11 protein-coding genes are annotated in these 14,215 nt (G+C 62.8%); 10 read left to right on the forward strand and 1 reads right to left on the reverse strand.

Annotated elements, in window-relative coordinates:
* The 3 genes from ACDA63_RS11320 to ACDA63_RS11330 all read left to right on the forward strand — a co-directional run.
* On the forward strand, positions 1-950 hold a 950-nt coding region (locus ACDA63_RS11320; protein ID WP_373663350.1), incomplete at its 5' end, for a penicillin-binding transpeptidase domain-containing protein.
* A 33-nt stretch (positions 951-983) separates the two neighbouring features.
* A complete protein-coding gene (locus ACDA63_RS11325) occupies positions 984-1,157 on the forward strand; it encodes a hypothetical protein (protein ID WP_373663351.1) in 174 nt (57 codons plus the stop codon).
* 741 nt (positions 1,158-1,898) lie between these two features.
* Positions 1,899-2,921, forward strand: coding sequence for a pectate lyase (locus ACDA63_RS11330; RefSeq protein ID WP_373663352.1), 1,023 nt, complete (start codon positions 1,899-1,901; stop codon positions 2,919-2,921).
* 207 nt (positions 2,922-3,128) lie between these two features.
* Here the strand turns inward: ACDA63_RS11330 and ACDA63_RS11335 are convergent, their stop codons facing one another.
* On the reverse strand, positions 3,129-4,631 hold the full coding sequence (locus ACDA63_RS11335; protein ID WP_373663353.1) for a polysaccharide lyase family 1 protein: 1,503 nt from the start codon (positions 4,629-4,631) through the stop codon (positions 3,129-3,131).
* Positions 4,632-5,070: 439 nt separating this feature from the next.
* Here ACDA63_RS11335 and ACDA63_RS11340 point away from each other — a divergent pair, with 439 nt between their 5' ends.
* From ACDA63_RS11340 to ACDA63_RS11370, 7 genes are all read left to right on the forward strand, one after another.
* A complete protein-coding gene (locus ACDA63_RS11340; RefSeq protein ID WP_373663354.1) occupies positions 5,071-6,093 on the forward strand; it encodes an NAD(P)-dependent alcohol dehydrogenase in 1,023 nt (340 codons plus the stop codon).
* Between the two features lie 27 nt (positions 6,094-6,120).
* Positions 6,121-6,945, forward strand: coding sequence for an aldo/keto reductase (locus ACDA63_RS11345; RefSeq protein WP_373663355.1), 825 nt, complete (start codon positions 6,121-6,123; stop codon positions 6,943-6,945).
* Between the two features lie 260 nt (positions 6,946-7,205).
* Entirely contained in the window at positions 7,206-9,587 is a 2,382-nt protein-coding gene (locus tag ACDA63_RS11350) for a hypothetical protein (RefSeq protein WP_373663356.1), read from the forward strand.
* Between the two features lie 317 nt (positions 9,588-9,904).
* Entirely contained in the window at positions 9,905-10,954 is a 1,050-nt protein-coding gene (locus ACDA63_RS11355; RefSeq protein WP_373663357.1) for a LacI family DNA-binding transcriptional regulator, read from the forward strand.
* On the forward strand, positions 10,947-11,972 hold the full coding sequence (locus ACDA63_RS11360; RefSeq protein WP_373663358.1) for a Gfo/Idh/MocA family protein: 1,026 nt from the start codon (positions 10,947-10,949) through the stop codon (positions 11,970-11,972). Before ACDA63_RS11355 ends, ACDA63_RS11360 begins: the two co-directional genes overlap by 8 nt.
* Positions 11,969-13,042 carry a Gfo/Idh/MocA family protein gene (locus ACDA63_RS11365; RefSeq protein ID WP_373663359.1) on the forward strand — a complete coding sequence of 358 codons (1,074 nt, stop codon included), beginning with the start codon at positions 11,969-11,971 and terminating at the stop codon, positions 13,040-13,042. Before ACDA63_RS11360 ends, ACDA63_RS11365 begins: the two co-directional genes overlap by 4 nt.
* Positions 13,043-13,086: 44 nt before the next feature.
* Positions 13,087-14,097, forward strand: a complete 1,011-nt coding sequence (locus ACDA63_RS11370; protein ID WP_373663360.1) for a Bug family tripartite tricarboxylate transporter substrate binding protein — start codon at positions 13,087-13,089, stop codon at positions 14,095-14,097.
* The last annotated feature ends 118 nt before the right edge of the window (positions 14,098-14,215 follow it).

A 14,215-nucleotide genomic window follows, 5' to 3' on the forward strand; every position in this document is an offset into this window, starting at 1 on the left:
ATGCCGCTCCGGTATGGGTGAGGCTCTCGGACGGCCGCTGGTGGCGCCCGACCGACATGGCCGGCCACTCCAATCCGGGCGTGATGACGCTGCGCGATGCGCTCATCCGCTCGCGCAACACGGTGACCACGCGCGTGATGCAGCAGGTGGGCCTGCCCAGCATCGTGGGATTGGCGCGCGGCCTTGGGGTGAAGCACAGTCCGCTGGCGGTCGTGCCTTCGCTTGCGCTGGGCACCAGTCCGGTGACCCTGTTCGAAATGGTGAGTGCGTATTCCAGCATTGCGAGGCAAGGCGTGTACAAACAGCCGATGCTCATCCGCCGCATCGTCGATCGAAACGGACAGGAGGTAGTACGTTTTGGTGCGCCGCCGCCGACGCAGGCGATGTCGCGCGACGCTGCCGTCGATCTCATCGACATCATGCGCGGCGTGGTGACGCAGGGCACCGGTTATGCCATCCGGGGGCGCTTCGGTATCACCGCCGATGTCGCCGGCAAGACCGGCACCACACAGAACAACACGGACGGCTGGTTCATCCTGATGCATCCTCAATTGGTGGTGGGGGCGTGGGTCGGCTTCAACGATGCGCGCGTGACCCTGCGCAGCAGCTATTGGGGGCAGGGTGGGCACAACGCCATCATGCTGGTCGGGGATTTCTTCTCGCAGGCGCTGGGGCGTGAATGGGTCGATGTGTCGGCACGCTTTCCGCGAGCCGTGCATGCGGCGCCGGCGCCTCCGCCGCCGCCTGCGTTCGATGATCCGCCAGCGGCGCCGATCGCCACGGATGTGCCCATCCAGACCAACAACGGCGGCGGGCACATCGTGCCGCTCGATATGGCGCCTTTGCAGCCTGCGGAGGTGCCAACGAGCGCAACGCCGACGGCGGCTGTGTCGCATCTGCTGGACCGGTCCGATCTGAGCGCAGGGCGCCCCGTGGAGGCGCTGCCCTGAGCGCGGCACGGGGTTTGCTCCACCAGGGGCTACATGCAACCACTGGAGGGCAAGGCCATGGACGCCCAGACATCTTTCCGACTGCAGCATCCCTCGTCACAGGAGGAGCCGCCTCCCGAACCGTCTACGCCGGACGAACTCGTCGGCGACGATGACGAAACGCTGGAACATCCAGACGACGAGCTCGACGTCGACGACGCTGACTGAGCGTTCCGTCGCTCCACCACGATCAGTAAACTGACGCGGCGCCCGAGGGCGCCGTTTGCGTGTCTACGTCGCCATGCGCGAATGCAGGGCGGGGCGAATGCGCGTTCGCCACGTACTGCGCGGCGTTTCCTCGACCCGTTTGCTGTCGCCTGCAACGCCATCTGCGCAGCGCCCCTGGCGTGGCTCCGATGCTCGCCGTGTAGAAACGCGCGGCCGTTTGAAAGAACCGACACGGGCGTGAGCGAACTCGATGGATTCTGACGATTTTTGCGAATTCCCCTTTCTGCTTTGTAAATGAATGTAACCAAATTGGCATGGTTCCGGTCACATTTCCAAATGGTGCCGGTCACATATTGTGCGATGCGGCACGGACCTGTTGGGGCTGTTGGCGGTCGCCGGGTATGGCGATGGCATGGCGCCCAGGAGTTGCCAGACTTTCCGAGCGGCGCGCGCTATCTGTCCGCGCGCGATCGAGACTCGCCCGCACGAGATTGTTCGACATGAGCGCGGGCGTTCGACGGCATTGCGTCGTCGAAGCGATGGTGTCATGCAAAAAATGCGGTTCGCATAGGCGACAGAATTTGTATCAATGCGAATAGTCTCATTTCATACCCTCCTGCCTTGCGAGTGCATGCCGGCTGACTAGATTGCAGAAGTCCTCATCCGGGGACGACCGGTCACATACGTTGTTTCCTATAGGCCGGCTCAAAGCGCTGTTCTCAGGACACCAGGAGGGAATACATGTTTCGCAAATTCATCATCGGCTTGCTTGTCGCGCTGGCGTTCACCGCCGCGCAGGCGGCCACCAACCGGCCTTCGGGCTACAAGACGATCTGTTCGATCGGTCAGACCTGCTACGTGGTCGGGTCGGTCAGCGTGGCATTCGGCGCTGCCGACAAGTTTGTCTACAAGACGCTGTCCGGCACGTTTACGTGCTCGGTGGCGACCTTCGGTTCGGACCCCAATCCGGACAAGTCGGTGAAGGAGTGCTCGATTCCGACCAGCGCCACGGGCGGTACAGGAACGGGGGGCGGTTCGTCGAGTTCGAGCTCAAGTTCGAGCAGCTCGAGTTCGTCGTCGTCCAGTTCGTCGTCGACCGGCGGTTCGTCGGCGTGCAAGGCCGGCAGCACGATCAGCGGCACGGTCGACTGCGGCGGCATCACGGTGGGCACGGCCTGCAACGGCCAATCGGAAAGCCAGCAGCCGGTATTCACGCTGGCCGACGGCGCCACGATCAAGAACGTGCGCATCAACGCCAACGCAGCCGACGGCATCCACTGCAAGGGCAACTGCACGTTGCAGAACGTGGTGTGGGAAGACGTGTGCGAAGACGCCGCCACCATGGAAGGCGGTTCGGGCAAGGTGATGAACATCACTGGCGGCTCGGCGGCCAACGCCGACGACAAGGTGTTCCAGCACAACGGCATCGGCTCGACGATGAACATCAGCAACTTCACCACCACGGGTTCGATCGGCAAGCTGTACCGTTCCTGCGGTGATTGCGATGGCAACGGCGGCCCGCGCAAGGTGAACATCACCAACGTCAAGATCGAGAAGGCCGGTTCGGTAGTGGGCATCAACACCAACTACGGCGACGTCGCCACGATCCGCAGCCTGCAGATCAAGGGCTACAAGTCGGGTAGTCCGTCGGTGTGCGTGGCCTACAAGGGCGTCACCGACCACAACGGCGAATCGAGCAAGATCGGCGAGCAGTGGAACACCGCCAACTGCAACGTCAGCCCGAGTGATGTGACGGCGTATTGATCGGGGGCGAGGACTCGTCATGCGCGTGTCCTCGCGCAGAAGGGTCGGGCGGGCGGATCGACGGTGCGCCATGCGCGCGCCGGCGGAGCGCTCCGCAACATGCGCGCGGCGAACTTCACATGGAGTTCGCCGCTTTTCTTTCGCGACGGCGAGACAAAAAAAACGGCGCCGGTGAAGGCGCCGTTCTTGGTCACGCAGCGTGGGCGATTACAGCTTGCCCGCGCCCGCGTTGGCCTTGACGTAAGCCGGGACCTGGTCGGTCGGCATCGGCTTGGAGCCATACAGCGTCGGCTTCCAGCCTACGTCCGGCTTGACCTGGTTCTTGGGGTTCGGCTTGTTGGCCGCGGCGACGAGGTCGACCGGCTTGCCGTTGAACCACGAACCGTCATCGAAGAACACCGTGCCGCCCTGGATGGCGACGGCATAGATCGGATCGCTATTCTTGATCTCGAAGTAGTTGTTCTCCGAGTAGATACGCGAATCCTTGCCGATGCCGAAACCGGAACGGAAGATGTTGTTGTCGCCGTGTTCCTTGATGGCCTTCTCGTGGTTCTGCGCGTCGGTCAGCTTCGGATCGGGCGCGCCGGACGAGTCGCCGGTGATGTAGTTGTTGTAGGTGTGGACCTTGCCGAAGCGCACGCGCGGCAGACGCTGGCCACTGTTGTCGAACCAGTTGTGGTGGTAGGTCGTCGACAGCTTGCCCGGGTCGAGCTTGTTGCTGTCGCTGCCACCGATCAGCGACGTCTTGTCGTGATCCTTGAACAGGTTGTACGACAGGGTGACGAAGTCGCCGCCGTTGGTGATGTCGACCAGGCCGTCGTGATGCTGGACCTTCTGTTCGACCTGGTTATGCGGGTACGGGAAGACCGGCGGATACAGCTTGTCCGGACGATCGCCGTCGTTGAACGTGCAGTGGTCGATCCACACACGCTTGCCGCCGTTGACCGAGATGAGGTCGTATTCCGAGTTCCAGCGGCCGCCCGGGCACATCTGCGGGCCGGTCTTGGCGTCGACGAAGGCTTCCTGGCAACCGGCGTAGCTCTTGTCGATCTTGAAGCTATCGCCCGGATCCCACTGCGGGAAGTAGTCGAAGGCGTCCTGGAACGTGATGTTGCGGATGATGACGTTCTCGGTGCCTTCACCGATCCACAGGTTGCCCTTGACGATCTTGGCATCGCTGCCGACGCCGATGATCGACGTATTGGACGGGATGTTGATCAGGATGCGCGCCTTCTGCGCCTTCTGGCCCTTCTCACGCAGCTCTTCCTGCGGACCCGTCAGGTCGCGCACGGGACGCCCCTTTTCGAGCTTGACGTTCCACTTGGCGGGCGCGTAGTCCTTCTTGTACTGCTCGAAGTCGTAGCCGGCGGGGGCGTAATCCTTTTCGAACAGTTCCTTGTTGTTGTCATCCACCGACAGGTTGACCGTGCCCTTGATGAACACGATCTTGGCCACGTTCGGATTGCCGCCGGCATTGAGCGCCTTGACCAGTTCAGCACGATTGGTCGCGGTGTAGACGTTCTCGGCCTTGGCCTTCGAACCACCGTCAGTGCCCGGGCCTTGTGCCGCCCAGCCGTCGTTGGCGGGCAGCGCTTGCCTCGCGATCTGCTCGGCAGTCAGGCCACCGGCGGGTTTGGATGCGTCCATGCCCGAGCAGCCGGCGAGAATGCCGACCGACACGAGCGCAGCGCTCAATGCGCAAAGTTTCATAGATGCGTCTCCTGGAATTTTCGGTCCTCCCCGCTTGCGCGGGCGGACGCTAGGGTAACCCCCGTCAGGCGATGCCGGCAACCGTCCTTCGGAAAGCCGCATCACAGCGGGGAGTTATCGGTCTCATGGCGCGGTGCACAATTTCGTGCAAAACAATTCCGGCCAGCCAGGCATTGTGATCTGTTCGGAAATTTGGAAAGACGGGTTTTATCAGAAAAATCGCTGAATTCGAGCGCGCTTCAGGCCGGGCATTGCCGATCAATGACTTGCCGAGTTTTCCCGTGAGTTACCCACAGGATCATTCACAAAAACTGTGAACAACCTGCCAACTCGTGCTCCGTGCCGATGCCGTCGCTCGTTGGGGCTGGCTTGCGCCGCGGACGGCAACTAGAGTTCATACGATCAGTGCAATGAGTGAACGGCGACGGGAGATATGCATATGGCAAGCGTGAACGTATTTCACGGCTGGGCGGCAAGCGGGCCTCACCAGCCCTTGGAGCCGCTGCAGTTCGATGCCGGCGAACTGGGCGACGAGGACGTCGAGATCGAAATCGACTATTGCGGCATCTGTCACTCGGACTTGTCCATGCTCGACAACGAATGGGGCATGACCACGTACCCGTTCGTGCCCGGGCATGAAGGCGTGGGGCGGGTAGTGCGGCTGGGCTCGCATGCCAAGGGCCTGAGCGTGGGACAGATGGTGGGCGTGGGCTGGAACCGCGGCAGTTGCATGCATTGCCATTCATGCATGAGCGGCGCGCATCATCTGTGTGATGGGGTCGAGGCCACCATCGTCGGGCGCCACGGCGCTTTCGCCGACCGCATCCGTTGCCATTGGGCGTGGGCCATTCCGCTGCCCGACGGGCTGGACCCGGCCGAGGCCGGGCCGCTGTTCTGTGGTGGCATCACGGTGTTCAGTCCGCTGGTCATTTACGACGTCAAGCCAACCCAGCGCGTGGGCGTGGTGGGCATCGGCGGGCTGGGTCATATGGCCATCCGCTTTCTGCATGCCTGGGGGTGCGACGTCACGGCATTCACTTCATCGGCGGCCAAGCGCGACGAGGCGTTGGCCTTGGGCGCCGACCATGTCGTGTCGAGCATCGACAGCGCAGCGCTGGCCAGCGTGGCCGGCACGCTCGATATGCTGCTGGTGACGACGAACCAGTCGCTGGACTGGGGCGCCTATGTCGCGGCGCTGGCGCCAAAGGGACACCTGCATATCGTCGGGGCGGTGCTCGAACCGATTCCGGTTTCGGTATTCGCCCTGATGGGCGGGCAAAAGAGCATGGGCAGTTCGCCGACAGGTTCGCCGTCGACGATGGCCGATATGCTGGCCTTCTGCGCACACCACGGCATCGTGCCGCAGGTCGAGCACTTCCCGGTCAGTCGAATCAACGACGCCATGCAGCATCTGCGCGACGGCAAGGCGCGCTATCGCGTCGTGCTGGACATGCGCGCCTGACCCATCGCGAGTATTCCTGGAGCATCCATGACGACTTCTCCTTCCATCCAGTTGAACGACGGACGCCTCATGCCGCAGCTTGGCCTCGGCGTGTGGCAGGCCAGCGTCGCACAGGCGCGCGAGGCGGTCAGGACGGCGCTTGAATGTGGCTACCGTTCGATCGACACGGCCGCCATCTACGAGAACGAAGAGGGCGTCGGGCAAGGATTGGGCGATGCGGGTGTACCGCGCGACGAGGTTTTCGTCACCACCAAGCTGTGGAACGAATCGCAGGGGTATGACGAGGCGATGCGCGCCTTGCCGGCGAGTCTCGATCGGCTCGGGCTCGACTATGTGGATCTGTTCCTCATCCACTGGCCGGCGCCGCAGCGGGGGCGCTATGTCGATAGCTGGCGCGCGCTCGCGCATCTACGCAATGAAGGGCGCGTGCGTTCCATCGGCGTTTCCAACTTCACGCCGGCGCATCTGCAAAGGTTGTTCGATGACACAGGGATCACCCCGGCCGTCAATCAGGTCGAGTTGCATCCGTACCTTCAGCAGCGTGAGTTGCGCCACTTTCACGCGCGCTTCGGCATCGTGACCGAGGCCTGGAGCCCACTGGGGCAGGGACAGGCGTTGAATGACGACGTCATCATCCGCGTCGCCCGCAAGCATGGCCGCACGCCGGCCCAGGTCGTCATCCGCTGGCATCTCGAATGCGGTCAGGTGGCCATTCCGAAATCGGTGACGCCGGAACGCATCCGCGAGAACTTCCGGGTCTTCGATTTTCGGCTCGATGCCGACGACATCGCGGCCATCGACGATCTCGATCGCAATCACCGCATCGGGCCGCATCCCGACAGGTTTTTCTGACGCCTCTGCCGCAGAGCCTGTCGGATACTGGGTGCCTGCCCAATTGGGCAGGTTCGGTAACGCATTGGCGTATTTCACTTTTGTTGATTAATAAGGGTTTCTCCTAGGTATTGTCGATTTTGGTCGAATGATATTTGTCGCCCTCGCGGCGATTGGGACCAGTAACATGCGCCGCGCGGAGACCTCCAAGGGCGTCGTCTCCGGACACATAGAGGCGTGCCAATGAGCATTGCCCACTACTGGCAACCAGGAGGAGACAAATGTCCGACCACACCATGTGGCGCCTCGGCGCTGCAAGCTTTTTCTCGATCGTGCTCGCCGCGTGCGGCGGGGGAGGGGGCGACGGCTCGCCCGATTCGCAGGGCCAGGGCTCTAGCAGCGTCAGCAGCTCGAACGGCTCCAGCAGCTCAAGCGCAGGATCGTCCGATTCTTCCAGCAGCGCGAATTCCTCGGGCAGCTCACAGTCGTCCAGTTCGTCGTCCGTCGCAGGCAATTGCACGGCGCCGTCGGCACCGCGCGACTACACCGTGCCTGCCGGTTACATCGACGCCAAGTCACTGACCGACACAAGTGCGGCGCTCTACTGGAGCGGCTTTAGCAAGATGGGCGTGCGGTCATACCTGCCGGCCAGCGATCCGATCAATACCGACGGTCACGTGCCCACCGCAACGCCGGCACCGGGTACGCCGACGGTATATCCAACCATAACGTCCGACCCGACCGGCGGTTGCCTGACGATCGAGCGCGAAGTCGCTCCGCTCAATGGCTGGCACAGCTTTTACCGCGGCAACAACACGGTCGACAACCACAAGCAGGTGTTGGTGACCGGTGGCGCTTCGGCCGCCGACAACCGCGTCTACACATGCGGCACGAAGCAGTGCATTTTCGATGCGATCCGCGAAGCCAAGAACGAACCGAAGATCATCCGCGTGTACGGCAACATCGACATGCGCGTCGAGACCGACGGGTTCAAGGACTTCACGAGCTGGGACGACCAGAAGGCTTCGTCGATCCTGCTGCCGTCCAACACGACGCTGGTCGGTATCAACGCGCCGGACGGCTCTCCCGCGCGCCTGATCTCCGCCCAGATCGAAATCGGCAAGGAGTTCCCCAGCACGGTCAATAACAAATTGGCCGACTACGAGTACTGGATCAAGACGCTGAACAAGCCGCAGGAAGACTACCCGGGCTGGACGCGCAACGTCATCGTGCGCAACCTGTGGATCCAGACCAACTGGGACGTGCAGCCCGAGGGCAGTGCTGACGCGTATTACGACGGCATGGCGATCGCAATGGCGCAGCAGGTGTGGGTCGACCATGTGACGATCACCGACGGCCAGTACAACGATGTGTTCGTCAAGGCCAACGGCGGCGGCACGCGTCATGACGGCGCGCTCGACATCATCCGCGGCTCGGACTACATCACCGTGTCGAACAGCTCGTTCATCGATCACGGCAAGACCACGCTGGTGTCCAACAGCGATTCGGGCCGCCAGTGGAGCGATGAAAACCGCTTCCACGTGACCTTCTACGCCAACCACTACAAGGACACCGGACAACGTGTTCCGCGTGTGCGTTGGGGCCAGGTGCACATCTTCAACAACTACGTTGAAGGCGATCGCGATGCCACCACCGTCACCGAATATGAAGGCGGCGTGGGCCTGGGCTATCGCGGCGACGTGCTGATGGAGAGCACGATGTGGGAAATCCAGCCGACCAAGCAGACCGAGGCGTGCAGCAAGATCATCGTCAATCACGGCAGCGGTACCAGCTTCCGCCAGAGCAACACCTGGCTGAAGAGCACCAAGTACCTGCCCAACGGCATCGACGTGACGGCGACCCTCAACACCTGTGGTTTGCCCACCGATGTGAAGTGGACGCCGCCGTATGGCTACACGCTCGAAGCCAATCCGCTGAACCTCGCGGGGATCGTCAAGGCCAACGCGGGCGCTGCGCGCATCGGGATGTTCGCGACCGACGGCGGTGGTAGTTCGTCGTCGAGCAGTTCGTCCTCGTCGAGCAGCACGTCGTCTTCGGCGGGCAGTTCGTCGTCGGCATCGTCGTCGTCGTCGTCGTCGTCCTCATCCTCATCCTCGTCGAGCAGTGTGCCGGCGGGCGTGACGGGTTCCTGGACGGAGAACTTCACTGCTGGCGATTCAGCCCAGTTCTTCACCGCCAACTATTTCCCGTTGCCGGGCGATTCGAGCAAGCCGATGTACATCAATACGGGTGGCGGCAGCGCCATCACCGTCAGCGGCGGAGTCATGACGATCAATGGCGGACGTTTCACCATCGGCGCGCTGGGCAACACGGGCACCACATCGACGAGCACGCCGGGCGGGGTGTTCACCATCGTCGGCAAGCAATGCACGATGACACTCGGTGTGGCGACTGCCGGCACGGGCGACAAACTGGTGCAGGTCTACGTGGACAACAACACCACGAGCGGGGGCAATTCTGTCCATGGGAGCAGCTCCAAGGTATGGGAGGCCAAGGCCTCTACGATCGGCGTGGGGCAGCAGTCGATCACCATCGACACCTCGAAGCTCAGCAGCAGCTTCACTGGCGGATCGTTCATCGCGCTCCGACTCGAATCCGGCGCGACCATCGGCCTGAATTCGGCATCGCTGACGTGTAACTGAGCCACAGCCCGATCCGGCGAACTTGTCGGATCGGATTGCAGCAAAAAGGGCAGACCTCGGTCTGCCTTTTTTTTGTCAGCCACCGCATGGTTTGCGGCCGTGTGTTGTCGCCATCGCGTTTGTCGTGCCGTCCGCCATCGCCGCTGCGATGATCAGGGGAGGTGCCATCTTCGTGATGTCTGTCAACAACGGCTCGTTGACAGTGCATCGTTTAAGTGACGTAATGGCCGCGAGTCCTTTTTTTTAAATCCCTGTATGTAAACGTTTGCATATGCAACGTCGCAATATGCAAACGTTTACATGGCGAAAAAACGAATATGGCCAGAGCGCCCAGAACGCCAACCAAGACTGCGACCATTCGAGATGTCGCACGCGTCGCCAAGACGTCCACGACCACGGTCTCTTACGTTCTCAGCAACGAAAAGCGCTATATCCGCCCCGAATTGCGCGAGCGGGTAATCCAGGCGGCAGAGCAGGTCGGCTACGTAAAGAACGCCGCGGCCAGCAGCATCAAGGGCAAGCAGAAGAAGGTGCTGGCGGTGGTGGTGGCGCAATTTGGCAATACGTTCTTCACGCGGATGTGCGTCGAGATCGTGTCGATCGCGCGCCAGGCGGGCTACGTCGTCATGCTGTGCAACAGCGACGAAGACCCGGAGCAAGAGAAGGAAATCATCCAGCGCCTGATCGCGCAGCGCATCGACGGCTGCATCGTCAGCCCGGCGTTGTCGCAGATCGACAACCTCGCGCTCCTGCAAAAGCAGCACATCCCCTACGTTGTCCTGGAACGTTCCGTCCCGGGCGCGATCACCGACCACAACTTTGTCAGCCACGACAACGTCCAGTCCGCGTATCTGGCGACCCGGCATCTGCTCGATGCCGGCCATCGCCACATTGCGTTCGTGGCCTGGGATTCGCCCATCCCCAACGTGCGGGAACGCGTGGAGGGATACCGCGCCGCGCTGCGTGAGTTCGGCGTCGTGCCGCGGGAGGACTACATCCTGAATGGGCCGCTGGCGGAGTCTGCCGGCGTCGAGATCGCCGAACGGCTGTCGACGCTGCCCGTCACCGCCATCGTCTTCGCCCAGCACGACCTCGCCAAAGGCGCGTTGCGCTACTTCCAGAACAACGGCATCCGCTGGCCGGACGACTACTCGTTCGTTGTCGTCGGCACGCCGGAATGGGCCGAGGTGATCGTGCCCCACGTCACATGCATTCAGCGCCCCGAGCAACAGATGGCAAGGGCGGCTGCGTCGTTACTTCTCCACGCCATCCAGGACCCGGATCGCCCGACCGAGCAGCACGTCTTTCCGAGCACCCTGGTGGAAAGCCAATCCGTTCGTTCAATAGAGACAGCCCATCATGAATGAGTATCCGAAGCTGCGGTTCGGCATCGTCGGAATCGACCACCGGCACATCTACGACCAGGTCAACAGCCTGTTCAATATCGGCGCTGAATGCGTGGGTTACTGGAGCCATGACGGCGATGTGCGCACGCGTGAGGGATTTGCCGAGCGTTTCCCGCATATCCCGCGCGTGGCGGATCGCCGGCAACTGCTCGAAGACGCGGACATCCATCTGATCGTGTGCGCCGGCATTCCGTGCGACCGCGCGGATTTTGCGGTCGAGGCCATGCTGCATGGCAAGGACTTCATGGTCGACAAGCCGGGTGTCATCACCTTCGAGCAACTCGACCGCGTCAAGCAGGTGCAGCGGCAGACGGGGCGCATCTGGTCGGTGAACTTCACCGAGCATTTTGAAGTGCGCGCCGTCACGACCGCGACAGAACTCATCCGGCAGGGCGCGATTGGCCGCGTCCTGCAGACCGTCGGGCTGGGGCCGCATCGCCTCAATCGCCACACGCGCGCGGACTGGTTCTTTGACCCCAAGCAGTACGGCGGCATCCTTGCGGACATCGCTTCGCACCAGATCGAGCAGTTTCTGCATTTCGCGGGGGCGAACGACGCGCGCATCGTCGTGTCGCGCGTGGGCAATCTCGGCCACCCCGAGTACCCGGACTGGCAGGACTTCGGTGAGCTCATCCTCACCAACGGGCCGGCCAGCGGCTACATCCGCCTCGACTGGTTCACGCCCGATGGTCTGGCGACCTGGGGTGACGGCCGTCTCACCATTCTCGGCACCGACGGTTACATCGAACTGCGCAAGTACATCGACATCGCCGGCCGTCCGGGCATCAACCACCTGTTCATCGTCAATCACGAAGGCACGCGATACATCGATTGCTCGGACGCCGAACTGCCGTACTACACCGACCTGCGCAGCGACATCTTCAATCGCACCGAAACCGCCATGACGCAGGCGCACTGCTTCAAGGTGTGCGAGCTCGCGCTGCAGGCCCAGGCACAAGCGGAAAGGGCCGGAGCATGATCGACGGGACAATGCCCATCGGGTTCGGTCTGGTTGGCGCCGGCATGATCGCCAACTACCACGCGCTCGCCATCCGCGCACTGGCCAGGCAGCACAACCTGCGCCTGATCGGCGTACTCGGGGTCACGCAGGACGAAGCCGTGCGCTTTGCGCAGAAGCATGACATCCCCTTCGCCACTGATGATCCGCAAGCCTTCTTCGCGCGGTCCGACATTCACGTCGTCTGCGTCGTCACCCCCAGCGGCGCGCACCTCGAACCGGCGCTGCAGGCGGCGCGTGCGGGCAAGCATCTGATCATCGAGAAGCCGCTGGAGATCACGGTCGAGCGCGTCGACGCGCTGCTCGACGCCGCCGCCAACGCCGGGGTGAAAGTCGCAGCGATTTTCCAGTCGCGCCTCACGCAGGGGGCGCAAGCCGTCAAGAAGGCCATCGACGAAGGGCGTTTCGGACGCCTCGTCCTGTGCAGCGCATATGTGAAGTGGCATCGCGCCGAGACCTACTACACGGGCTGGAAAGGCTCGCTCGCCCTCGACGGTGGCGGCGCGGTCATGAATCAGGCCATCCATGCCGTCGACCTGCTGCAGTGGTTTGCCGGCATGCCCGCCGAGATCGCCGCCTGGAAAACGCGCCGCGTGCATCTGGGCATCGAAGCCGAGGACACCGCTTGCGCGGCCATCAGGTTCGCCAATGGCGCGCTCGGCACGCTGGAAGCGACCACTGCGGCCTATCCCGGATGGGAACGTCGTATCGAAATCTGCGGCGAGCGGGGCTCGGCCGTCATCGAAGACGATCGCATCGTGCGCTGGGAATTCCGCGACGCGACACCGCAGGACGCGCAGCTCCTCGCCGAGGCATCCGGCAAGGGCGGCGCATCCGGCGCGAGTGCTCCCGATCAGATCAGTTTCGAGGGGCATCAGAAGCAGATCGAAAACATGATCCTGGCCCTGCGCGGCCAGTCCACGTTGCTGGTCGATGGTGCGCAGGCCCGCAACGCGGTCGCGTTCGTTCGCGCGCTCTATGAGTCGGCAGACAAGGGGGCGCCGGTCACGCTGGTTGCATCAAGCACGTAGTTGACTCGTTCCACACGCAAAGAGGCATCTCTAGGAGACAGACAATGAAACACCTCTTCAATCTCAAGTACGCCACGGCGATGGCGCTTGCCTGCGTCGTTGCGCTGCCGGCATCCGCCCAGCAATGGAAGCCCAGCCACCCGATTCACCTCATCGTGCCCTGGGCAGCCGGTGGTGCCACCGACCAGGTGTCGCGCATCGCCGCCGCCGAAATGGAAAAAGCGCTGGGCCAGACCATCGTCATCGTCAATCAGCCCGGCGCGTCCGGATCGATCGGCACCAAGAGCGCGCTGGATGCACCGAAGGACGGCTACACTTGGACCGCGGGCGCGGCACAGGATCTGGGCAGTTACGAGACGATGGGCACGCTCAAGACGCGCATCGCCGATTGGCACCTGTTCCTGACCGTCGCCAACATGCAGGTGTTGAGCGTCAACCCGGCCACGCCTTACCAGACGCCGAAGCAATTGCTCGACGCCATGAAGGCCAATCCCGGCAAGATCTCGGTCGCCACGGCCGGCATCGGCACCGCGGGCCACAGCGCGATCGACCTCGTCGCCAAGGCCGCCAACATCACCTACAAGCATGTGACGTATGACGGTGGCAACCCGGCCGTGATCGCAACCGTGGCTGGCGAAGCGCAAGTCACGTCGCAGTTGGCCGGCGAGCAGGCCGACATGATCCGCGGCAAGCGCCTGCGCGCACTCGCCACGATCAGCGACAAGCCGCTCAACCTGGAAGGGTACGGCACCATTCCGCCGCTGTCGGACACCATTCCCGGCTTCACCGCGCCATTGAACTACTTCGGGATCTTCATCCCAAAAGGCGTGCCGGATGAGGTCGTGAAGACCGTCGAGAAGATCTGGACCGACACCATCGCCAAGAGCGACGCCCTCAAGAAGTACGCCACGAGCCGGGGCGCCTTGTTCTCGCCGATGTATGGCGACGCCGCGCAGAAGGCCGTCATGCCCGCGGTGCAGGCCAACGCCTGGACGCTCTACAACAGCGGCAAGGCAAAGGTGTCGCCCGACACGGTGGGGATTCCGAAGCTCTGACTTCAAGCGATTCATCGATTCACTGACAGGGGCCGGCCAAGGGGGAGTGCCCGCCGGGGGTGCCGCTTGCAAGGGCGGCGCCTCCGGCCGGGGCGTGCTCCATATATCAGGTGCGTGC

It is taken from the genome of Uliginosibacterium sp. sgz301328 (genome assembly GCF_041807905.1).
Taxonomy (GTDB): domain Bacteria; phylum Pseudomonadota; class Gammaproteobacteria; order Burkholderiales; family Rhodocyclaceae; genus JBGVSA01.